The 23041-nt window shown below is 40.9% G+C and carries 26 protein-coding genes; 9 read left to right on the top strand and 17 right to left on the bottom strand.

All coding sequences use genetic code 11. The features are described 5' to 3' along the window. Positions 1-119: 119 nt before the first annotated feature. Positions 120-542, bottom strand: a complete 423-nt coding sequence (locus ACTJKG_RS11860; protein ID WP_172334844.1) for a secondary thiamine-phosphate synthase enzyme YjbQ — start codon at positions 540-542, stop codon at positions 120-122. Positions 543-682: 140 nt separating this feature from the next. Between ACTJKG_RS11860 and ACTJKG_RS11855 the strand changes: the two genes are divergently transcribed. After that, complete coding sequence (locus ACTJKG_RS11855; protein ID WP_440739316.1) at positions 683-1870, top strand: GAF domain-containing sensor histidine kinase; 1188 nt, start codon at positions 683-685, stop codon at positions 1868-1870. On the opposite strand, the gene ACTJKG_RS11850 is transcribed toward ACTJKG_RS11855, so the two are convergent. From ACTJKG_RS11850 to ACTJKG_RS11835, 4 genes are all read right to left on the bottom strand, one after another. After that, entirely contained in the window at positions 1860-2237 is a 378-nt protein-coding gene (locus ACTJKG_RS11850) for a glyoxalase (protein ID WP_172334843.1), read from the bottom strand. The genes ACTJKG_RS11855 and ACTJKG_RS11850 overlap by 11 nt on opposite strands. Before the next feature lie 99 nt (positions 2238-2336). Then, positions 2337-3152, bottom strand: a complete 816-nt coding sequence (locus ACTJKG_RS11845) for an AraC family transcriptional regulator (protein WP_440739315.1) — start codon at positions 3150-3152, stop codon at positions 2337-2339. 73 nt (positions 3153-3225) lie between these two features. Next, positions 3226-3678 (bottom strand): GNAT family N-acetyltransferase, encoded by a 453-nt coding sequence (locus tag ACTJKG_RS11840; RefSeq protein ID WP_172334841.1) that lies wholly within the window; start codon positions 3676-3678, stop codon positions 3226-3228. A gap of 3 nt (positions 3679-3681) precedes the next feature. After that, positions 3682-4569, bottom strand: coding sequence for a LysR substrate-binding domain-containing protein (locus ACTJKG_RS11835; RefSeq protein ID WP_172334891.1), 888 nt, complete (start codon positions 4567-4569; stop codon positions 3682-3684). Between the two features lie 122 nt (positions 4570-4691). Here ACTJKG_RS11835 and ACTJKG_RS11830 point away from each other — a divergent pair, with 122 nt between their 5' ends. Continuing rightward, positions 4692-5084 (top strand): rhodanese-like domain-containing protein, encoded by a 393-nt coding sequence (locus ACTJKG_RS11830; RefSeq protein WP_440739314.1) that lies wholly within the window; start codon positions 4692-4694, stop codon positions 5082-5084. Between the two features lie 73 nt (positions 5085-5157). Here the strand turns inward: ACTJKG_RS11830 and ACTJKG_RS11825 are convergent, their stop codons facing one another. Together ACTJKG_RS11825 and ACTJKG_RS11820 are read right to left on the bottom strand one after the other, a co-directional pair. Then, a complete protein-coding gene (locus ACTJKG_RS11825; protein ID WP_440739313.1) occupies positions 5158-5547 on the bottom strand; it encodes a hypothetical protein in 390 nt (129 codons plus the stop codon). A 47-nt stretch (positions 5548-5594) separates the two neighbouring features. Continuing rightward, positions 5595-6338, bottom strand: coding sequence for an SDR family oxidoreductase (locus ACTJKG_RS11820; protein WP_440739312.1), 744 nt, complete (start codon positions 6336-6338; stop codon positions 5595-5597). 87 nt (positions 6339-6425) lie between these two features. On the opposite strand from ACTJKG_RS11820, the gene ACTJKG_RS11815 reads away from it, so the two are divergent. Then, entirely contained in the window at positions 6426-6842 is a 417-nt protein-coding gene (locus ACTJKG_RS11815; protein WP_440739311.1) for a winged helix-turn-helix transcriptional regulator, read from the top strand. On the opposite strand, the gene ACTJKG_RS11810 is transcribed toward ACTJKG_RS11815, so the two are convergent. Beyond that, positions 6839-7315, bottom strand: coding sequence for a GNAT family N-acetyltransferase (locus ACTJKG_RS11810; protein WP_440739310.1), 477 nt, complete (start codon positions 7313-7315; stop codon positions 6839-6841). The two genes, ACTJKG_RS11815 and ACTJKG_RS11810, sit on opposite strands and share 4 nt — an antisense overlap. Positions 7316-7469: 154 nt before the next feature. On the opposite strand from ACTJKG_RS11810, the gene ACTJKG_RS11805 reads away from it, so the two are divergent. Next, on the top strand, positions 7470-7811 hold the full coding sequence (locus ACTJKG_RS11805) for a YciI family protein (RefSeq protein ID WP_172334836.1): 342 nt from the start codon (positions 7470-7472) through the stop codon (positions 7809-7811). 310 nt (positions 7812-8121) lie between these two features. On the opposite strand, the gene ACTJKG_RS11800 is transcribed toward ACTJKG_RS11805, so the two are convergent. The 8 genes from ACTJKG_RS11800 to ACTJKG_RS11765 form a co-directional block, all read right to left on the bottom strand. Then, the gene (locus tag ACTJKG_RS11800) at positions 8122-8556 is read right to left on the bottom strand and encodes a hypothetical protein (RefSeq protein ID WP_440739309.1); all 435 of its coding nucleotides are present in this window, start codon (positions 8554-8556) and stop codon (positions 8122-8124) included. Continuing rightward, on the bottom strand, positions 8553-8906 hold the full coding sequence (locus ACTJKG_RS11795) for a DoxX family protein (protein WP_440739308.1): 354 nt from the start codon (positions 8904-8906) through the stop codon (positions 8553-8555). The genes ACTJKG_RS11800 and ACTJKG_RS11795 overlap by 4 nt, the downstream gene beginning before the upstream one ends. Before the next feature lie 76 nt (positions 8907-8982). Continuing rightward, positions 8983-9735 (bottom strand): SDR family oxidoreductase, encoded by a 753-nt coding sequence (locus tag ACTJKG_RS11790; RefSeq protein ID WP_172334834.1) that lies wholly within the window; start codon positions 9733-9735, stop codon positions 8983-8985. A 116-nt stretch (positions 9736-9851) separates the two neighbouring features. Further along, positions 9852-10592 (bottom strand): SDR family oxidoreductase, encoded by a 741-nt coding sequence (locus ACTJKG_RS11785; protein WP_440739307.1) that lies wholly within the window; start codon positions 10590-10592, stop codon positions 9852-9854. A 230-nt stretch (positions 10593-10822) separates the two neighbouring features. Next, a complete protein-coding gene (locus ACTJKG_RS11780; RefSeq protein ID WP_440739306.1) occupies positions 10823-11761 on the bottom strand; it encodes a helix-turn-helix domain-containing protein in 939 nt (312 codons plus the stop codon). A gap of 60 nt (positions 11762-11821) precedes the next feature. Next, on the bottom strand, positions 11822-12838 hold the full coding sequence (locus tag ACTJKG_RS11775; protein WP_440739305.1) for a phosphotransferase: 1017 nt from the start codon (positions 12836-12838) through the stop codon (positions 11822-11824). Between the two features lie 3 nt (positions 12839-12841). Continuing rightward, positions 12842-13273 carry a MarR family winged helix-turn-helix transcriptional regulator gene (locus ACTJKG_RS11770; protein WP_172334830.1) on the bottom strand — a complete coding sequence of 144 codons (432 nt, stop codon included), beginning with the start codon at positions 13271-13273 and terminating at the stop codon, positions 12842-12844. Positions 13274-13396: 123 nt separating this feature from the next. Then, on the bottom strand, positions 13397-14203 hold the full coding sequence (locus ACTJKG_RS11765) for an alpha/beta fold hydrolase (protein ID WP_216650525.1): 807 nt from the start codon (positions 14201-14203) through the stop codon (positions 13397-13399). A gap of 184 nt (positions 14204-14387) precedes the next feature. On the opposite strand from ACTJKG_RS11765, the gene ACTJKG_RS11760 reads away from it, so the two are divergent. Further along, positions 14388-17543 (top strand): glycoside hydrolase family 2 TIM barrel-domain containing protein, encoded by a 3156-nt coding sequence (locus tag ACTJKG_RS11760; RefSeq protein ID WP_440739304.1) that lies wholly within the window; start codon positions 14388-14390, stop codon positions 17541-17543. Positions 17544-17622: 79 nt separating this feature from the next. Here the strand turns inward: ACTJKG_RS11760 and ACTJKG_RS11755 are convergent, their stop codons facing one another. Beyond that, the gene (locus ACTJKG_RS11755) at positions 17623-18486 is read right to left on the bottom strand and encodes a hypothetical protein (RefSeq protein ID WP_172334828.1); all 864 of its coding nucleotides are present in this window, start codon (positions 18484-18486) and stop codon (positions 17623-17625) included. A gap of 415 nt (positions 18487-18901) precedes the next feature. Between ACTJKG_RS11755 and ACTJKG_RS11750 the strand changes: the two genes are divergently transcribed. The 4 genes from ACTJKG_RS11750 (at position 18902) to rfaE2 (ending at position 22964) form a co-directional block, all read left to right on the top strand. Continuing rightward, positions 18902-20563 carry a hypothetical protein gene (locus ACTJKG_RS11750; RefSeq protein WP_172334827.1) on the top strand — a complete coding sequence of 554 codons (1662 nt, stop codon included), beginning with the start codon at positions 18902-18904 and terminating at the stop codon, positions 20561-20563. A 233-nt stretch (positions 20564-20796) separates the two neighbouring features. Then, on the top strand, positions 20797-21777 hold the full coding sequence (gene rfaE1, locus ACTJKG_RS11745) for a D-glycero-beta-D-manno-heptose-7-phosphate kinase (protein WP_440739303.1): 981 nt from the start codon (positions 20797-20799) through the stop codon (positions 21775-21777). Between the two features lie 67 nt (positions 21778-21844). Next, positions 21845-22402, top strand: coding sequence for a D-sedoheptulose 7-phosphate isomerase (gene gmhA / locus ACTJKG_RS11740; RefSeq protein ID WP_440739302.1), 558 nt, complete (start codon positions 21845-21847; stop codon positions 22400-22402). A gap of 49 nt (positions 22403-22451) precedes the next feature. After that, complete coding sequence (gene rfaE2 / locus ACTJKG_RS11735; RefSeq protein WP_172334824.1) at positions 22452-22964, top strand: D-glycero-beta-D-manno-heptose 1-phosphate adenylyltransferase; 513 nt, start codon at positions 22452-22454, stop codon at positions 22962-22964. The last annotated feature ends 77 nt before the right edge of the window (positions 22965-23041 follow it).

Below are 23041 nucleotides of genomic sequence, written 5' to 3'. Positions count from 1 at the left end.
TCGTGGTGGCTTTGAGATCAATGATTTAAATACAATGTATACGAAATAAAATACGCAGGGTTAAATAATATATAAAATAAAAATATTAACCGGATGATAGTTAATTATAAAAATAGTGTTTATTCGCCCCAGGCGGTAATAATGAGGTTGCGCTGGCCGCCGTAATTGCGGTGTTCGCACAAGTAAATACCCTGCCACATACCTAATGCCAATCTGCCATTACGGATAGGGATCATAACAGAGCTACCCAGTAAAGCAGCTTTTAAGTGCGCCGGCATATCATCGGGGCCTTCATCGTTATGATGATAATCCGGGTCGTTTTCGGGAACAGTTTTGCTAAAATACATTTCAAAATCGCGCCTTACTGTGGGGTCGGCATTTTCATTAATAGTTAACGATGCCGAGGTATGTTGGATAAAAACCTGCATGATACCGGTTTTAATTTGCCCCAATTGCGGCAACGCGTGTACAACTTCAGTGGTGATCAAGTGAAAGCCTCTTTTTCGTTCTTTGAGCAGGAGCATTTGCTGGTGTATTTGCATGGGATAGTAAAGCTGTTTAATAATATAGAGCTGTATAATATAGCGTAATTTTTGATAGCGGGTAGTATTGAAAGTTGCCTTTTTATATTTGTAAATAATAATTTTAATTTGTAGTATAGCCCGCAGTTAAAAATCATAGATTGGCAAATATTGAAACGGATTTTACGGCAGATATTGAAGCTGTAAGCAGTATAGACGCGGTATCATCCATATTAGAAGTTGTTTGCCGAACTACCGGAATGGGCTTTGCTGCCGTAGCCCGCGTTACGCCATACCGGTGGATTGCCTGTGCCGTTCGTGATGAGATACAATTTGGTCTTAAACCCGGTGGTGAATTAAAGGTAGAAACCACCATTTGTCATGAGATCCGCCAAAATCATCAGGCTGTTATCATTGATCATGTAGCCGATGATGAACTGTACGCGCATCATCATACGCCTGCCATGTACGGCATTCAAAGTTATATTTCGATGCCCATTATGCTGAAAGATGGGAGTTTCTTTGGCACATTGTGCGCTATTGATCCGCGACCGGCCCGCCTAAATAACCCGGAGACCATAGGCATGTTTAAGCTTTTCGCCGAATTGATCTCTTTCCACCTCGATGCGATAGAGCGGCTTGCTATAAGCGAGTTGAAATTGCAGGAAGAACTGAAGACGGCAGAGCTGCGTGAGCAGTTTATCGCTATACTCGGTCATGATCTGCGTAACCCGCTTGGAGCTGTTTCTAATGTGGCTCAGTTGTTATTGCGGATGCCGCTTGATGAACGTACCAAACGCCTGGCTACCATTGTACAAGATTCGTCATACCGGATGAAGGAGATGATTGAGAATATTCTTGATTTTGCAAGTGGCAGGCTTGGCGGAGGGATTACCCTGGCCCTGAAAAATGATGAACTTTTAACAGACCTTCTTAACCAGGTACTCACCGAGCTGCAATTGATATGGCCCGATCGTATGATCAATGCGGAATTCAATATAACCAGGCCTGTAAGTTGTGACAAAAGGCGCATAGCCCAGCTATTTTCTAATTTATTGAGTAACGCCCTTACACATGGTGAAAAAGACACGCCGGTTAAGGTGAAAGCATTTAACGCTGAAAATGAATTTGTTTTATCAGTATCAAATTCCGCCAAACAAATATCCGAAGAAACTATGGAGCGGCTTTTTCAACCGTTTTCGCGCGGAGATATCAAACCTGGGCAAAAAGGATTAGGGCTTGGGTTATATATTGCCTCCGAAATTGCCAAAGCGCATGATGGTACACTTACCGTGTGCTGTACTGAAGGTGAAATTTGTTTTAGTTTACAAATACCAGCTAATCTCTGAAGACCGTTTCGAGCAAAATACCAGTAGGGGTATGCAGAAAAATGCGCCTTTCGCCTATATCAGGCAAGTCCATCAAAGAATGTGGGATACTCAGATTAAGCAGCTTTTGTTTAAAGGCGTCATAATTTTCCAGATAAAACGCCGTGTGGTCAATGGCTTCGGTGGCATGATCTGGTTGTTGCCTGTAATAAGGAGAACTTTGAATAAGATGTATAAGCGGCAAGCCCTTGTGATACAGCCAATAGCCCGGTATGTTAGCGGCTATTACAGCTGGCCGGGCACCCTCTGTCAGATCAAAAATACTTAGTAAAAAGTCCTTTGTTTTTTCCAGTTGCTTTGTACGCAGGGTGGTATGATCTATATGCATGATTTTTATATTTAAACGATGCACAAAATTGGTTCACCTACTGAGGGAAACCTATGTAATTAATCAAGAAAATATTGTACAAAACGTGGAGTGCTGCCTTTAGCGCTGCTGGTTCTCTTTTTTAAATGCCGAAGGTGTTTGCCCAAAATGTGCTTTAAAGGCATTACTTAAATGACTTTCATCGGTATAGCCAAATTCATCTGCCAGTTGCGACAGGGTTTTATCCCGGTGGATGAGTTGGTGCGCGATCAGTTTCAGGGCATATTCCTGTACATATTTTTTGTATGAACTGCCTGTGGCCTTGCTGAAATACTGGTTAAAATAAGTTTTGCTGATATGAAAAGTATCGGCAATGTTTTGCAGGGATAAAAACTGTTTATTGGTGATATGCTGATCGATGTAGTTGATGATGGCTTGTATTTTATCGTCTTTGGGTTTAACTATATTCTGATCGGTTTCTTTAGCCATGAGGGAAAGCACAAGCGCCAGCGCATTTTTGATAATGATATTTTGATAGCTGGTTTCTTTTCGGTGTTCGGCTATAATCAAATCCATTAGCTGAGTGATCTGCTGCCTGTTGTCCGGCAGATCCATTTTGCGATGCGGGGATGATAAACGGGTGAATACCTGTTTAAAATCGGCATCGAGTAAAAGATCCTGGAAAAAGCCTTCGTGGAACTTGATAATACAGATCACGCATTTTTCCTCGAAAACAAAAAAGTGGGTATCTTGTGGAGCAAGAACAAACAGATCGCCTTTTTCGTAATTATAACTACGATCGTTGATCATATGCTGGCCTTTGCCGCGCATAATATACTGTAGCTCATAATGGGTATGCTTATGCACAGGCAGGTGCCATTCGTTTTTAATGACGTAGGCGATGTCGAACTTTTGGGTAAGATTCCTGATATGCATGGGCGAAAATTACAATTTAAATTTAATTTTAGGTTGCAGATAAAAAAGGCCGTCCATTTATTACTATGCGTAATTATTCGGGCTTTAAGGTGAACCTTATCTTTGGATTTGAGCTCGCTTTGTTTTTGTGGTAAAAATCAATAGCCGGTTGGTTAAAAACGGGTGTTTGCCATTGGATATTGATACATTGGCGTTCAATGGCCACGGTTGTAAGATGTTGAATGATATCCGTACCGATGCCTTGTCCCCGGGCTTGTTCACGCAGGAAAAGACAATCCATGTACATAAAATCGGCGGCATCCCAGGTTGAGTAGTCAAAGGTATAAGATACAAAACCAATCAGTCCGGTTTCCATTTCAACAACCCAGCAGTTTAATTTGGGGTGGGCCGCGAACAAGGCTTTGCTGAGCCTATCTTTTTTTCCATCGGGGGTAAATGGCGCTTTTTCATAATCCGCATGTTCCTGCATCAGGTGCAAAAGTTCGTCAAGGTCGGCGGGTTCAACGGGGCGTATCAGGTAACTCATGGTCTATCTGGCCAATTCTTCTTTGAGGTTTTTAATAAAATCCTGTATATACTTTTTACCCGCGTCTTCATGCCTTACGGCGGCATAGTGCGTGCGTATCAACCCTTTTTGACCTATCCGAACGAGGGTTAAAGTTGGCGAATCAACAAACGATCGCATGGCCCATTTGGGCATGGTGAGGATACCCATACCGGCTTTTACCATCTCTAAAGCGGCTTCGGTAAGGGGCATGGCCACTATTTTTTGCGGCTGCGTTTTTTGATCTTTTAAAAAGTGCTGATGAACAGTTACCGTTTCCAACGGGTAGGAGTGGATGATGAGCGTTTGGTCTTTAAAATCATCGCCGGTCAGAAATTTTTTATGAGCCAGCGGATGCCCCAGCGGAATTACGGCCATTACTTCATCCTTAAAAAGCTCTACATATTTGATGCTTTTATCATCCCAGGGATCAGAGGTAATACCCAGGTCCAGTTCGTTATCCAGCAATTTTTGCAGGGGTTTATGGGTGGCTTCAATCACTATATTAATATCGAGCTTGGGGTACAACACTTTCATCCTGGCCATAAATGCGGGCAGCCAGTGGTAATTGGTATAACATTCGGTACTGATACGGATATTACCGGCATGACCCTGGCGCATGTCATTGATCCTGTTGGTGGCTTCATCTATTTCGGCCAGTACTTTTGTGGCGGTATCATACAGCACCTGTCCTTCTTCGGTTAGCGTCCATTGGTTTTTGGTGCGATAAAATATTTTAACACCCAGCCGTTCTTCAATATCCCTAAGCTGGTGACTTACTGCCGATTGTGTTAAAAAAAGCTTATCCAATGATCTGGTGATGCTTTTTTCGTCGGCCAGGGTTTTGATCAAGCGTAAGTGCCTTGTTTCCATGTCGTAAATATACATATCCATAAGCTTTGCAAATATGTATTCTGCTCATGTGCACATGCTGTACATCTCATGCTATTGTGATGATTGCGGCAACTACATTTGGATCAACAAAATAGATCAATATGAACACAGCCATTGAACATTACCAAAACAAGTTATCATTCGAGATGGATCCATCCGACTTGTTCGCGGCCCTTGAGGCAAAAGAAAACATCATAGCTATTGATGCCCGTAAAAATTTTGCCTGGGAGCGCGAGCGTATTCCCGGTTCCGTTAACCTTAACCACCGGGATATGAATGAACAAGCCACCGCGCACTTTGACAAGGATGCCTTATATGTTGTCTATTGCGATGGTATAGGCTGCAATGCCTCAACCAAGGGCGCTTTAAACATGGCCCGGTTAGGATTTAATGTACGCGAATTGATGGGCGGTATTGAATGGTGGAAGTTTGACGGCTACCAAACCGAAGGAACCCAGCAAACTGCGGGGCTGCAGATAGCATGCGCCTGTTAAGAATGGTATATAAAAAAGGGAGCCGATCTGATGGTCGGCCCCCTTTTAGCAATTGGAAAGCTTGTGTTAACCTTTATTTTATAGCAAACGGATCCGCGTAAACAGTTTCAAAACCTTTGTAATCATATTTCCTTTTGATACACAGGCCTTTTTGAAATTTTTCGTCGGTTAATGCATCGACGATGTTATTTAAATCAAAGCCCGGCGGCTGAACAATCAGCGTCATATGCGAACTGAATAGGGCATCGTTGCTGTCCTTGGCCGGAAAATCAAGGCTTGCATGCTTGATATAAACCCTGTTTTGTTGTAATGTTCCGTTGATGATAGCAGCAATATGATCGTCCCAGGTAATGTCCAGGTTATCGCCACCGTTATACGCGCACATCACGGCCAGCGGAAATTCAATTATAATTTCAACTGGTTGTTCATATAAAACGTTTATCTGCATCCCGTTTGCTGCCATAGTTATTACCGGATATTAAGAGACTCAATAGGGTAAAATAACAATTGTTATACCAATAACAAACCACCGTCTATAATAAATTCAGAACCGGTGATAAAGCCAGCGGCATCATTACAAAGGTAAGTTACTACGCTGGCAACTTCTTCGGAGGTACCCATGCGTTTTAAAGGCGATTTAGTGATGAGGCTGTCTTTTATGGTGCTCAAAGTAGCATCATCTAAGCCGGCTTTGTACATGATCTCTGTTGCTATAGGGCCCGGACTTACCGCATTTACCCTGATCTTGCGTGGAGCCAACTCCAATGCTGCCGACTTCATTACCGAGTTTAAAGCAGCTTTACTGGCCGAGTAAACCGATGAGGCTACGCTGGTTGTGCTGGCCACTATGGAGGATAGGAAAACAACGGATCCACCATCACGCAAAATTGGGATAAACTTGCCCAACGTAAAATAGGCCCCTTTGAAGTTGATATTCATAATATCATCAAAGTGCTGCTCAGAAGCATGCTCAATTGGGGATATAGCCGCGATACCCGCATTGATGAACAGAATATCAACCTGACCATAACTTTCAGTAACACTGGCAACCAATCGCTCCGTTGCCTTAATGTCTGATTGATCGGCAACAATACCGGTTACACCCAGTTCGGATGCAGCTTTCTCTATCGCTTCTTTTCTGCGCCCGGTGATGATCACGGTGGCACCTTTTTCTTTTAATTCCCTGGCAGCTGCGTAACCTATGCCGCTATTGCCGCCGGTAATTACAGCTATTTTGTTCTGAAAATTGCTCATTTCTGTGTTTTTTTATTTAATGATGCAAATGTATTGCGGAAATGGTATAACTTTGTTACCAGTATCACAGAGTATACCAGTAACAATATGGGAACAGAATATTCAACAGAGAACATGACGCCGGAAATTAAGGCCATGTATGAAGTTATTTATGGCATTGACGGTAAAAGAAACGAGGCGCGGGAAATCCAGGCGCTGCAGGATACCATTTACGTAATTGGCGGCAAATGGAAGCTGCCCATTATCAATTCTATATGCAACGGCAACAAACGTTTCAGGGAAATTGAGCGGAGCATACCGGGGATAACCACCAGGATGCTTTCGAGAGAATTACGGGAAATGGAATTGAATAAGCTGATTACGCGAACAGTAAGCCCGGGCCCGCCGGTTTTGGTGGAATATGCATCAACTGAGTATTGTTGGTCTTTTGGCCATATCATATTTGAAATGATCAAATGGGGGATTGATCATCGTGAAAAACTGAAGAAGGAGCAAATAGTTTAGCCCTTTTCGTCTGCTAAGCCCAATCGCATGGTTAGCATGTGGGGTACAAATCCTACTTTTTCATAAGCTTTTAGCGCGGCGGTATTAACAGCGTAAACTTCCAAACGTATTTCGGTAATACCCTGCTGCTGCGACCATTGTTTAAGCGCATCAATGATCAGTTTGTTTACGCCCTTGCCCCTGTGCCCGGGCATTACATACATAAAACCCAGGTGGGCATGCTGCTGGTGCCTCAAATATGGTTTGGAATCAACAATACGGGCATATCCACAACCAATAACTATTGAATCAATTTCGGCTACAACCAGCAGGGCGTCGGTTGCCTCAATTAAGTCGGGGATGTTATAATAATAGAGGGGACCTGGTTTTAAAGTAGGATCAAAGGGACGTTCAGATTCAACCAGTGCTTGTTTAAACTCAAACAATACGTCCAGATCTTTTAACTCCGCTTTTCTGATATTTATTTGCTCCATTTTATGGTCTCCGATATCTGGTAAAATTATAAGTTTGTTTTGAAATTCGGGATTAATCCCTGATTTTACAAAAGCCCTAAAAATATTTTAACCAATTTGTCCAGTTTTAAAAATGGTGTTCGTCATCTTATTTTAAAACTTAAAAACTAATAAAATGAAAGAGTTCCTTTTTGTATTCAGAAACGATTATGTTGGCGCACCACAAGGTTCACCAGAAGAAATGCAGGCCGTTACCCAAAGATGGATGGATTGGGTGGGCAGTATAGCCGCTCAGAATAAACTGGTTGATCGTGGAAACCGCCTGTTTGCGGAGGGTAAAGTGGTAAGAGGCAAAAATGTGGTTACCGATGGCCCTTATACCGAAATTAAAGAACTGATTGGCGGCTACACCCTGGTTAAAGCCGATTCGTTAGACGAGGCCGTTGAACTGGCCAAAGGCTGTCCTATTTTTGAATTTGGCGGCAATGTAGAAGTGAGGGAAATTCACCATATGTAAATAAGCTCAGGGTTAAAACAGAGAGGCTGTATCATTAATCAAATTGACTATCCCTTGGTGTTGCGCCTGTGAATTGAAATTTAAGCCGATCATATTTGTACGAAAAGTGGGTTTACATTTTTTTAGAGAAAATTTTCACAAATAATTGATTGTCAATTGCTTAAATCAATGTTAACCCTGAAAAGTGTAAACCCATGTAAACCCACTTTTTGGTTAATGTAGCCGATCTAACCCATGATCATACAGATTGAGCATCCGGATAGATCATAAAAAAAGAGGCTGATCATGATGATACAGCCTCTTTTGGTTTTTAATAACTGGCCTGTCCAATATCCAGGCGACTGATCTTGCCTCCGGGATTAATTATAAACCGGAAGTAGGTTTTAAAATCGCCCCATTGGTCGCTGTGGAACCTGCCGTAGAGGTCGAGACCATTGTTTTCTATCTTATCAATGGCCGTAAAACGTTCATGGCCCAAAGCTTTGTCAAAAAAGCTTTTGAAATTCATTTTGTGGCCATCGTCAAAAAGCTCGGCATCCGCTGTGAATAAGGCAAACCAGGCATTTTTATCACCGGTCTGCAAAGCATCAATGGCCTTTTTTACTATGGGGTTGGTTAATTGATCGGTATTCATAGCATTTGTATTTTTTATGGTTTTAACTGGCGTTTTTGTTGTTTGCGCCTGGGCTGATAAGGATAAACTGATCAGCGAGGCGTAAACCAGGTAATGATTAATTGCTTTCATTTGAATTTTGTTAAGGGGTATTGCAAATAGATGATGAGCAGGTTCATGAGTAGGAAGGGTAGTTCAATAACTGCCCCCTTCAAGTTTTTTGTGGATAGCTGCAGGCAAATAATGAGCAGGATAGTTATGGCCATTAAAAAGTTCCCAAAAACAAATGTTCGCGGAAACAGGATAAGTAAAGCGCTCAGCATGGTGATGGTACCCAATACAATAAGGCTTTGGCTATTGAAACGCCATTTGCTAAACATGGCCAGCATTTCGGGTTTGCCGCTAACCATGGCCCAGCCTTGTTTAAATCCCATGAATACTACAAACAGGATAAGTAATGAATTGATGATCTTTATGGGCATGGCTTTAAGGATTAAATGTAAAAACAGGATAATCTAATTTACCCTGTTTTTACTTCATTTAAATTAGGTCGACTAATTAATTTGTAGCGCCACCGTTTACTAACAGGTGCTGGCCTGATACGAATGATGAAAGATCGCTGGCAAAGAATTCGGCTGCATTAGCTACGTCTTCTACTTCGGCCAGTCTGCCCATCGGACAGCTGTCCAGTAATTGTTTCCTTAGTTCGGGGTAGCTACCGGCTTCGGCAAATATACCGGAGTGATCAACCGCGAAGGGGATAATGGAATTCACAGTAATACCCTTGTGGCCAATTTCTTTTGACAGGATATCAACCAGGTAACGCGGTGTAGTTTTACTACCGCCATACACAGCCATTCCCGGTACCGGAAATGAGGTGGTGCTTGACGCGATGTAAATGATACGGCCATTATCGGTTACATTTTTAGCGGCTTGTTGCATGGTAAAATATGAGCCTTTGGTGTTGATGGAAAACAATCTATCGAATTGCTCTTCGGTAAAATCAACAACAGGGGTTTCTACCATTTCAATGCCGGCATTAGCCACTACGATATCAATTTTGCCAAACTCTTTTTTGGCTTCGTTGAATAACCTTTCGATATCCGCTACTTTGCTTACATCGGCCTGAACCGCAATTACGCGTACGCCCATGGCTTTGATGTTGCTTAGTACCTCATCGGCAGAGGCTTTATCACGTGAATAATTGATCACGATATCGGCACCTAATGCTGCGTAACGTTCTGCAATGGCTTTTCCTAAACCGCGTGCTGATCCTGTAATTAAGGCTACTTTATTTTTTAATGTGTTCATGATTTCTATGATTTTAATATTTTGTGATTACACTGATTTTGTTTTTGATTTCACCGATTTTGCTTGGTGCGACCACTTATTTTTTTGAATTTTTACTTTTGAATTTTGACTTCCACTTACGCCATTGCACCGTTAATTCCGATGTTTTGGGCACTGATCCATTTGGCAGCATCGCTGGCCAGGAAAGCCACTACATTGGCTATATCGTTAGGCTCGCCTATGCGGTTAAAGGCCGAAAGTGAGGCCAGGCGGTCAATTACTTCCTGTGGCTTACCGTTGGTGAAAAGTTCGGTGTTGGTAGGGCCCGGAGATACCGAATTTACATTGATCCCCCTTGCGCCAACTTCTTTTGAGAATACGCGGGTTAATTGTTCCACCGCTGATTTTGTTGCTGCATAGGTTGAATATGTTGGCAGCATAATACGGTTATTGGAAGTTGAAAAGTTGATCACACTACCATTGTCGGCTAGTTTGGTAGCTGCTTCACGCAGGGTATTAAATGTGCCGCGTACGTTGATGTCAAACTGGCGGGTAAAATCTTCGTCGGTGGTATCTTTCAATAGTTTGGTGATCATGATACCGGCATTGTTAACCAGTACATCAATTTTGCCATAATGAGCTATGGCTGTATCAAACATGGCTTTTACTTCGTCTGACTTGCTTACGTCGGCTTGCAAGGCTATGGCGTCCCCACCTTGTTGTTTTATTTCATTAACTGTTTGCTCGGCTGCTTCAAGACCACCTGCATAATTGATGATCACTTTAGCACCTTCTGATGCCAGTTTTTTGGCTACTGCTGCACCGATACCTCGTGAGGCTCCGGTTACTAAGATTACTTTTTCTGTTAGCGTTTTCATGATTATTTTTCCTTTGTTTGTTTTGATGAATCAAAGGTCTGGTTTAACGCAAGCCAAAAAGTACAGATATCATAGCATTACCTGCAAATATCAAAGAAGGGAGATTTGGAGCATGGATTTTTGGATAAAGGGTAAGGATTTTTACTGTAGGGGCGCATATTTGCGTCTCAGATTATTGAGGGAGGACTTTCACACCGGAGACGCAAATATGCGTCTCTACAAGAAGGGTTTTAACAAGCTATGGTACCATGCTGTTTCCGGAATGAAACAGGGGTGATGCTGGTATGCTTTTTAAAGTAATTACTAAAATGGTTTGCTTCGGAGAAGCCCAGCAGGAAAGCGATCTCTTTAATAGAGGTTGATGAATTTTGTAGGAGTGATTTAGCTTCGGCAATAGTTTTTTCGGTTATCCAGGTACTGATGGGTTTGCCGGTTTTGGTTTTGATCACGTTACTTAAGTAGTTGGGGTGCAGGTTTTGCGCGTCGGCATAATCCTGTAGCCTGAAAACCTGGTGTACCTTGCCATTGTTTAAATCCCTGTAGTGCTGTTCCAGTGTACGTTTGAAATTCTTGACGATCTGGGAGCTGCGGTTCCCTTCATATATGGGGTTATAATCCTTCCAGAAATATTCCTTTATTTTTAACAGCAATACCACAAATAAATTCCCAATGAGCCGGGCACGGTAACGGCTGTTGGATTGATATTCTTTATTGATCTGCAGGTATATATCCTCAAATTCCGAGAATGTAGCCTGGTCTAATACCCTTGGATGAACTGTTTCGGCCAGTAGAAAAGGAAATTCTTCGAAAATATCGGGATGCACATTCTCCTTTAAAAAAGACTCACTTAAAGTGATGAGGTACACCTCATTCAGCTCAAACCATTCGTGCGATTTATAGTGTCCCGGGTTGGTAAAATATATGGTACCCGGTACAGTTTCAAAGTGAAGATCATCAGTAGTATAAACTCCGCGACCATCTTTCACAAAAACAAACGAAAAGAAGTTTGGCCTGTATACCGGCGATTTAAAAGGCAGATCCAGGTGGATATCTTTAATGTTATGAATAGTAAAATCCGTTTTATCGTCAATACCCTCGGTTGGCAGTCCAAAATAAAGGTATTGTTTGATCAGGGTATTAAAAACAAGCTTTTCGTCTGTTGCTTTCATTTATAGAAACGCCTGCAGGAATTCTGACAGGCGATCTAAAATTAACAACAAATTCGCAAATTAATCCATGGTTTTTATGGCCGCCTTAAACCGTTCAGTTTTCATTGCTGATAACATCGTATTCAGTAATATTTTACCGTACTGTAGTTTGCCTTCGTAGGTATCCAATAATATTTTACCGCTCATCAGCATAGCGCCAAACTCGGCCATCTCAGGCTGATTCATATTGGCATCATGTGTATAATTAGTGGGTTTTTGAGCAGCTGCAAACCTAAGCATGATCATGGCATAATACATACGGCATATTTGCTGCATCAAGAAAAAACGCGCCTTTTTGTATTCATCTAATGCTGCACCAAAATAGGTTTGGAGGTAAATAGCTTCGTCCTGCTCATCATTAACATAGGGCTGGGCCAGGATAGTCAGATCTACGTATCTGTCGTTTTGAAAAGCGGCTTCCCAGTCAATCACCCAGATCTGTTTTCCATCAAACAAAATGTTATTCGGATTCAGGTCGTTGTGGCTTGCTACCAGATCGGTGTCATGTCTTGGATAGGACTTCTGAATTTCGGCGTAAAGTGAAAAATACTCGGCTGTAATATGTTCAGGAAACATGTTCAGTTCCTTAAACTGTTGTATAAATATATCAACCCCATCTAAAAAGTTTACCAGTTTTGGGAAAGGGGGCAGCGCATGTATAGCTTTGATAGTGTTACTCAACGCTGTAACAAGCTCCTGTTTTGAAGCAAAACCTTCGCGTAAAGGTTTGGCTTGTACAAAATCTGTAATAGCCAGGGCATCTTCATCATTAGAATAATAAACATGTGGCGCAATGTTAGCCGAGGCCGCTAAGCCCATGCAAATGTGTTGTCGCTCCGGATTGTGCATTTCATCGGCATGCATCAATATACGAAGCAGATAGTTCTTACTTTCTATGGTTATCCGGTATACCAATGCCGATGAAAGACCACCGGTCAGTAATTGTATATCCTCAATTTCGGTATGATTAAATAAAGATCTCAGCGCCTTTTTAACAGCAGGCAATTTTATTTCGGGTATTGTTGTTGTTAGATCCATTTTTTATAAAAAGAGCCCTGTTTCGTCGAATATTTCAGACAGTTTTTCAATTTTTTTTGTTTTTGATTTTGGGAAAATATCCAATGCGGCATATTCCGCGGTTTTTATTGATTCGTTCAACAAACGTTTACCACCCGGCGCCAATACCACATAACTTACCCTGGCATCTCGTTCATTACTTTCGCGCGATACGAGGCCTGTTTTTTCCATAGGTGCAAGCATGCGCGTAATGCCTGAGGCAGTAAAACCCAGCTTGTCGGCCAGATCAATCCTCCTCAACTTTTCATGAGGTGCCTGTGAGAGGTAATACAGTATAACAAAATCATTAAAGCCTAAGCCATAACTACTCAACTGTGCATCAAAGCGACGGTTCACTATCGTTTGCATTTTAGCCAGGTTGAGGATGAATTTTAAGGTTGAATTAATGTATACCATTTATACCTTTGTATAATACTTGATATGTCAAGTATTATACAAAGGTATAAATGGTATACTTATTAGGATGGATTATAAGAAAAAGATTGTCTTAAAATAGATAATTGATATGCTATCAGTATTTTAAATAAATGATTTGATGGCCGCGATCACTGCCCGAGGTGAGCTGATATGTGGAAAATGGCCTTGTGCATCAATGAACTTTAGGGTGCTATTTTCAATGTGCGCGTGTAAATAATAGGCTACCTCTGTAGGCACGGCAATATCATTCCAGGATTGTAGCAGCAGTACTTTCTTTTTAAGATGAGGCAGATGCTCGCGAACATCAGATTCAAATATAACTTTGGCTACTTCTAAAGCAATATCAGGCCTGATGGCCGATAGGGTATAGGCAAATTGCTGTGCAAGTTCGGGTTGATCCGGATTATCCATCGCAACTTCCGAAAAACCGCTGGCCCAGGCACAATAATTACCGGCCATGGCGCTATACATAGCATCTAAAACAGGTTGGGTAAAGCCACCGGTATAGTTATGCTCTTCATCATTTAAATATCGTGGTGAGGCGCCTATAAATACCAGTTTTGAAAAATACTCCGGTTTTTGAATTGCAGCCAATAAGGCAATCATGGAGCTGACGGAATGAGCAACTACAATAGTATTTTGTAATTTCAGATCAGCCAGTATGTTTAACATATCATCAACATAGGCAAAAAGCCGGTCGTATTTTTCTGGTATATACTCATTTGGGTCTGCGCTGCCTGCACCGATATTGTCAAATAGCACAATACGATAATCAGCTTTAAAATCATCTTTGACCCAATTCCACGCGTTTTGGTCTGTGCCAAAGCCGTGGGTAAACACAATTGTTTCAGTAGCATTAAGGTTACCCTCAATAGTTATATTATTCTTTTTTTGAATTATAGTATTCATAAAGCAGATAAATAAATATTAAGGCAGATGGTGCTCTAAGATATAATTTCTATTGATGAAAATATAGGAAAACTAAATAACCTGTTTTAAATGTTAATAATACAGTATATATTAGCCCTGCTTAAATAAAACCATTATATAGCTAAATCGATCTGCCCGGCAGATAACCATAAATCCATAACCAATGAAAAAACTGCTTGTTTGTGCTTTTCTTTTAAATATGGTCACCGCAGCTATGGCTGCAGGGCCAAAGCTGGCTGATACTGTTGTTAAAGGAGCCCCGGTACCTGCCGAAATTGAAGACCCGCGCAATATCGGTATCAATAAGGAGCCTGCACATGCTTCATTAATGCCCTATGCCAATTTACAGGAAGCTCTGAAGGCCAACAGGCACGCTTCATCATTTTGCCGAAGCCTGAATGGTTTATGGAAATTTAATTGGGTATCATGGCCACAACAACGTCCGGTTGATTTTTATAAAACAGCTTACGATGTATCTGCCTGGAAAGATATCAAAGTACCTTCCAACTGGCAGATAGAGGGGTATGGTACACCTTATTACAGCAATTTTACGTACATCTTTAAAAAGGATTTCCCGCACGTAATGAGCGAGCCGCCCCGAAAGTATACCGCCTATGCCGAACGCAACCCGGTAGGCAGTTACCGACGCGATTTTGAAGTGCCTGCTGATTGGAAAGGTCGCCGGGTATTTATGACTTTTGATGGTGTCGACGCCGGCTTTTTTATCTGGGTAAATGGCAAAAAAGTAGGCTATAGCGTTAACAGCCGCAATGCTGCCGAGTTTGATATCACCAAATATGTACAGCCTGGTAAAAATATGATAGCCGTAGAGGTTTACCGTTTTACAACAGGCAGCTACCTGGAAGATCAGGATATGTGGCGGTTGAGTGGTATTTTCCGCAACGTAAGTTTATGGAGCGCTCCGCAGGAACATATCAGGGATTATTTTGTGAAAACTAATCTCGATAAACAATATAAAAACGCGGTGGTTGAGGTGAGCGCCCAGGTAAAAAACTATAGCGGCAAAACCACAAAAGCTAATCAATTAACAGCAACACTTTATAATGGTGGCACTATAGTAAAAGGTGCTACTGGTAATGTGCCCGCTTTAAAACCTGGTGAGGAAACAACTGTGAAACTAAGCTTCCAGGTTAATAACCCTCAAAAATGGACTGCCGAAACACCGAAACTATATACCACGGTATTGAGCTTAAAGAACGGCAATACTACAAACGAAACCATTTCATCACGTACGGGTTTCCGCACTATCGAGATCAAAGGACGCATATTTACCATCAATGGCGTTCGCGTGAAATTAAAAGGGGTTAACCGGCACGAGAACTGGCCCGAGGTTGGGCACGCAGTTACCGAGGAGCAAATGATCAGGGATATCGTGCTCATCAAACAAGCCAACTGTAACCATGTGCGTACCTGCCATTACTCTGATGATCCACGCTGGTATGAATTATGTGATCAATACGGCATTTATTTAGTAGCCGAAGCTAACCTGGAGAGCCATGGTGCCTGGGATGAATTTAATGAGGATCCAAGGATAAAAGATGCCATTATCGACAGAAATGTAGCTAACGTGCAAAACTTTAAAAATCACCCTTCGGTGATCATCTGGTCGTTAGGTAACGAGTGCGGCAGCGGCGGATCTAATTTCAGGGCTGCTTTGGATATGGTGAAAAAGCTTGATCCGACAAGACCTACGCATTACCAGGGTTTTGGTATTGGCGAAAAGAATCCGGCAGATATTGACAGCGACATGTATACCGATCTGGAGAACACCGAAAAGATCGCGAACGATGACAAATACACCAAACCATTTTATTTGTGCGAGTATGCTCACGCTATGTTCAATTCCATGGGCTCTGTTGATGAGTATAATGACCTGTTTGATAAATATCCAACGCTTTTAGGTGGTGCAATTTGGGAATGGCAGGATCAGGGTGTCTGGAACAGGCGGGATCCTAAACACCCGATACTGGCTTTTGGCGGTGGTTTCGGTGAATACCCGAATGACCGTTATTTTATCCACAAAGGTGTGGTAGCATCAGATCGTTCGCTTAAACCACACTATCCCGAGTTAAAGCATGCTTATCAATGGATCGCCGTAAAAGCAAAAGATATTACCAAAGGTATTATCACCATCAAAAACAGGTATCAATTTATTAATCTGGATGGTTTCACCGGTAACTGGGAACTGAGCGAAAATGGCGTGGTCACCACTAAAGGTAATTTTGATATCGGCAAAATAAACCCTGGTGAAGAGAAGGATGTGAAAATCCCTTATGATATTATCAGTAAACTTAAACCCGATGCGGAATACTTCCTGCGGATATCGTTTACTTATAAGGCCGATAAAATGTGGGCCAAAAAAGGTTTCGAGGCGGCATCGCAACAACTGGAGTTTCCGGCTAAAACTATAGCCTTAAAGAAAGACCCCGCGAGCGAACAAGCACTCGAGCTTTCAAACGGAAATAACGAGATAAAAGTAAAGAGTAAAAACTTTAAAATAGAGTTTGATAAAAAAACTGGCACATTCAGCAAACTGGAAAAGAACGGCGAAAATGTGCTGGAAGATAATGGTGGCCCCAAATTACACCTATGGCGTGCCCCTCACCGTAATGATGATATGTGGGCCAATGAAGGCTGGGAAAAAAATGGCCTCAAAACCCTTACCTGGACAGCAGATAGCATTACGGCAACACAACCAACGCCAAACAGGGTAGTGATCAGTGCCAGTTTAACAGGTACGGGTAAACAAGGATTCACCGTACATCATAAAGTTACTTATGATATATGGGGCAATGGGGTTATTCAGGCTAAAAATGATGTGTCATTTAGTAACCCTAAGGTGGTATTGGCCAGATTGGGCGTACGCTTATTTCTAAAAAAAGATCTTGATCAGTTCTCCTATTTTGGCCGTGGCCCAATGGAGACCTATTCCGACAGAAAAAGAGGTTTTGATATTGGTGTTTATTCAAGTACCGTAAAACAGCAGGTAACACCATATGAAAAACCAATGGAGAATGGTAATCATGAGGATATCCGCTGGGCTAAGCTTACCGGAAAGGACGGATCGTTAACAGTTAAACACGTTGGTGGATTCCTGCAGGTTTCTGCACAGCTTCATAGTGACGAAGAAATGGAACCTGTAGAGTATAAAATTGATTTACCAAAAAGCAAAGCGACCGTATTAACCATCAGTGCTCATACGCTGGGAGTAGGTTCAAACTCCTGCGGTCCACGGCCATTGGCTAAGTATACGGTATATGCCAAGCCGGATAGTTTTACTTACGAGATAGATCTGTAAGCCAATAAATAGATTTTAATAGGCAATAAAAAGCGGGTTAGAAATTTTCTTACCCGCTTTTTGTTATGAAGAAATTAAATTAATTAGGTGCAACGGCTGAAGTAGTATTAACATAAGGCCACGTACCCGGAGTGGGTACAGATACACCTTTGTTATTACCACGTACGTTGTTATCGGCGCCAAAGTAGTATAATGGCCAACCCTTATAAACCAATTGGGTTTTTCCGAATACGGTTATTGTCTGAAATTGTGTTTTGTCCAAAACAGAGGGGACATTTATTGCCGCGTTTACAGCAGTATCAATAGGCCAAACTTTATTGTTGCTAAAATTGGAGGCAGTAAATTTGTTGGTGTTAAATTTATCATGACTAAAAGAGTAAAGCGTTTGCCCGCGGTCATCAACAATGTATTGGGTTACACCATCACCAGCCTTAAGGTCGCTGTTGTATTTAACACCATCGTTGCCAATTAGCTGGCTGTTGCTTAACATTACGGTATAGTCGGGTTTGGCAACAAACCAGGTATTTCCTATTTTATCGCCATTAACATCACCTGCATTGGCATCATTCTGATAATAATAAAGTGGCCAGCCCTTGTAAGCTGTTTGTTTTGATCCATCAGCACGGGTTATAGTGCTAAAATCCTTGCTATCCAAACCCTTGTCTAAAGTAAGATTTGCCTGGTAAAAAGTAGGCCAAACCACAGAGCATCCACCGTTACAGCCTGAGCTACCGTTGGCGTCAATAGCGAAAAAATAAAGGGTTTTTCCTTTGGAATCGGTAATAACACTGCCAAACTTTGCATTAGTTGATAGTCTGATTGCATTCGCCGGGGCTGGTTGATCTGGCGTGTTGTTGCTGTTGTTGTTTTTAGAGCATGACCAGCTGGCAAACATAACCGCAATGCCGGCAATTGCGAGGGGTAGATTTTTGAATAATTTCATTGTACTGGTTAAAAGTGGTTAATAATAAATCTTTTATAACTCCAATACGTTGTGAAAAGAGGCTTTGGTTGCTTCCGATAAAAAATAATATCGATATGGAAATAAGTGTTAACTTATTGTAAACGGGTAAATCGAAATTTGGATCACTCTATTACAAACTCGAACTGAATAAACCTATCGGATAATTTAATGCCTTATTGTTAATTTATTAATTGCCACGCGTTAATATTTGGGCCCTTTAAATTTTTGTAACAGTTTAGTGTAATTTTGTTTCGATCATGCCGTTTTATCGGCAAATACTTTAAACTTTACAGATGCATTTTATTCAATAAGGCATTATGAAATAATTTTTTCCTGGGAGAAAATGAATGGCCTTGTTACGTTTAAATGATTTGCTGCGTCCTTATCAATAATTATGAAGAAAATTTTATTATCAGCCGTTGTCTTGATATTTTTGGGTTTAAAAACTTTTTCGCAAACCATACCAGTAGGGAGTTATGCAGAAGATATTGCCAGGAGAAACCAGTTATTAGGCAAAAGCGATAATACCTCATCTTTTACCGTAAGGCCCTTAAATGATGATTGGCATGATACCGACTCATCTTTCAAACAATTAGTAGCGAGCAAAACATACGGCAGTTTCCAGTTTATGGGGAAACCATCCGGTATTCAGATATTACCATTTAACTGGCTAAATGATTATAATTTTAGAAGGCCTTATGGCTATAACAACTCTTCATTGTACCCAACCGCAGGGTACCAGACAAGGGTTAGCGGAGGTTTCTTATTAAAAGCAGGTATACTCAGGGTGCAAATAAAACCTGAATTTGTGTATGCCGAAAACAAAAGGTTTGACACTTTTGCCGATGTTCAGGTTAATACTACGAATATGCAGCTTTTAAATGCATATTATAATATGCTAAATAGCATTGATGCACCTGAAAGATTTGGCAATAAATCATTACAGCATTTATATCCGGGGCAATCAAAAATAACTGTCAACTTTAAAAATATAGAGGCAGGTGTTTCAACAGAGAATATATGGTGGGGGCCAAGTGTGCAAAATTCCATTATGATGAGTAACTCGGCACCTGGCTTTTTTCATTGGACATTTAATTCAATTAAGCCAATTAAAACCATCATAGGTTCATTTGAATGGCAGGTAATAGGAGGAAATTTAAAACAGTCAGGTTATCTGCCAATTGATCTTACCAAATTGGTAAACGGCGGTGGCTTATATCTTCCCAAGCCTGAAGTTACCCGCTATATATCGGCCTACACGATTAACTGGCAACCTAAATGGTTAAAGGGTTTATATTTAGGGCTCACTGGGTACGATTATTTGGATAAGGATTCCCTTTATCATCAAAGAAATATTCTTAGAAAATTATTTCCAGTAATTACGGGGTCGTCGCTCAAAGCAAACGACGTATCTAATGGTAGGGGTGGAGATGGCCAGGATTTTGCTTTTGCCCTTAATGTACGTCAACTATTACCGCTTTACAACGCAGAGCTTTATTTTGAATGGGCAAGGAATGACAGAACCGGAAGTATTAACGATTTTTTACAGGAACCGAGTCATTCAGCTGCCATCACTTTGGGGGGGCGTAAGTTGTTCGAGCTGTCAAAAGATAGTTATATACAAATAAAAGCCGAGTTAACTCAATTACAAAGATCACCCACATTTTTATTAAGGGATGAACCTACGTGGTATACACATCTTACGAGCCCTCGGGATGGATATACCAATGATGGCAGATATATAGGCGCCGGTATCGGGCCAGGCAGTAACAGCTTTATGTTTGATATTAGTTATTTGAAAGGGATGAATTCCTATGGCTTAACGTTGGAGCGGCAAATTCATAATAATGATCTGTATTATATGGCTTTTAGTGGTTCGGGTAATTCTAATTCGCACTGGGTTGATATAAACAGTACCTTCTATACTAATATCAAATTAAAAAAATACCTGATCTCTGGCGAATTGACTCCAGTTTATTCTTTAAACTATCAGTATAATCACGGCAATGGCTTTAATATGCATGCAAGGCTCAACCTTACTTATTACTTTGACTAATTGATAAGATAAATTTATTGAAAAGGGAATGTTATGTTTTGAGTTTACATTACGTAGTGTAACTAACGTAGTTTAGAAATTTAGATGAAAGATCTTCGAAAATATTATTATCCCAAAGAAATAACCTTAAAAAATTATCTTTGCAAAATTTTTCCCGGCTTTTAATAAAACCACATTATTAAAACAAACTATTAGTAAATGGTTATTAATAGTGATCAGCTACTTTTAAATAAATGATAAGCAAGATACATTCCATTAAATCAGCCACCCATAAACCAAATATACTTGTTATAGGCGATCTGATGATAGATCATTATATTACTGGTAGCGCATCCCGGCTATCACCGGAGGCTCCTGTGCCCATAGTTAATGTGAAAAATGAATCGGTTACACTGGGAGGTGCGGGTAACGTAGTCCAAAACCTGGTAGCCTTAGGCGCGCAAGTAGCGGTTGCCGGAGTAATAGGTAATGATAGCGCGGGTGTTCAATTAATAGAGATACTTAGTGATGAGGGTGTGCAAACCCATACCATAATTAAAGATGAATCACGTGTTACTACTGTAAAAACCCGGGTACTTGCAGGGAGTCATCAGTTGGTTCGGATAGATCGTGAAGTTACCAGTGCTGTATCAGAGACCATTGCTAACAAGCTGCTTAATGAGTTGGCTGATTATTTAGAGAAAGCAGACATTGTAGTATTATCAGATTATAATAAGGGTTTGTTTTCTCCATTTCTTACCCAAAAAATAATTCAGGAAGCTACCCGTTATGGTAAAAAGGTAGTGATTGACCCTAAAGGATTAAATTACGAGAAATATAAAGGAGCTTATATCATTAAACCAAATCGTAAGGAATTGGCAGAGGCTGCTCAACTTGAAAAGGTAGATACATTAGAAAGCTTGCAGCATGCGGCAAAAATTATTTTGAAACAGACTGGTGCCGAATATCTTGTAGTAACACTCTCTGAAGAAGGTATGTTGATTTTAAGCGAATCAGGATATAAGTTATTGCCGGTAAAAGCCACTGAAGTATTCGATGTAACAGGAGCAGGTGATACTGTTTTAGCTACAATGGCTTACTTTATAGCAGCAGGTTTAACTATAGAAGAAGCAGGCGAATTAGCTAATCATGCTGCTGCTATAGTGATACGCCAGGTAGGCAGTGCTACCACAACTATTGATGAAATTATTCTTGACATGAAGAAGGAAAATTAAGTCTGGCCTAAAAAATAAAAGTTAGCAGCTATATCAAACACAAAAGTTTCCAAACAATATAATTACAATGATTTTAGAAGCACTACAAGATCACCAGAATACCACACAACGGGTTATAGATAACCTTGCCGGTGATATTGAAAAGGCCTGTCAAATGATATCTGATACAATAAAAAACGGTAACAAGGTTTTATTGGCAGGTAACGGTGGCAGTGCAGCCGATGCCCAGCATATTGCCGCCGAGTTAAGCGGTAGATTTGTTAAAGAACGGAGAGCTTTGCCTGGCATTGCTTTAACGGTTGATACATCGGCACTTACGGCTATAGCCAATGATTATGGTTATGATCATGTATTTTCTCGCCAGGTTGAAGCTTTCGCGCATGCCGGTGATCTGTTTATAGGTATTTCAACCAGTGGTAATAGCCAGGGTATCCTCAATGCCTTTGAAACCGCTGCAAAATTTAAGTGTAAAACCCTTGGGTTATCGGGACGTGATGGAGGTAAAATGAACGGATTATGTGATCTGAACATCATTGTACCATCAAACATAACCGCCCGCATACAGGAAATGCATATATTAATAGGGCATATACTTTGCCAATCGGTTGATGATTTGTTTCAGTAACATATCAGCTTAGTCAACCAATCACACAGGTGCCATAAGATATAAATACATGAGAATCGACCTCGAAAAAATATTGATAAGCAAAATAACTAATATCTCTTTGCTTAAAACTCAGGTTAAAGACTGGCAAAATAAAGGGCAAAAGGTTGTTTTTACCAATGGCGTATTTGATCTTCTGCATATCGGTCATATTACTTACCTGGCCAAAGCCGCCGAACTTGGTGAAAAGCTTATTATTGGTTTAAATGCCGATAGTTCGGTAAAGCGCATTAAGGGGGAAAGCAGGCCGGTAAATGATCAAAATAGTCGTGCGGCTATTTTGGCTGCCCTGTTTTTTGTTGATGCTATTGTAATTTTTGAAGAAGATACCCCACTTAATCTTATTAGTACCTTATTGCCCGATATCCTGGTAAAAGGGGCAGACTATGCCGTGGAAAATATTGTTGGAAGCAAAGAAGTGTTAGCCAATGGCGGTGATGTAAAAACCATTGATTTTGTGCAAGGTTACTCATCAACTTCTATTATCGAAAAGATCAGGCAGCAAATTCCTGGCAAGGTTTAAAAAATAAATCTGTTATTTGTGTTTTTTAACTTTATGGAGAATGTAATTTAATATTTGGTTAAAAAAAACTATGAAAT

It is taken from the genome of Mucilaginibacter sp. 22184 (genome assembly GCF_052045695.1).
Taxonomy (GTDB): Bacteria; Bacteroidota; Bacteroidia; order Sphingobacteriales; family Sphingobacteriaceae; genus Mucilaginibacter.
Note: the sequence above shows the minus strand (reverse complement) of the source record. Positions and strands in the feature narration are given on the sequence as shown.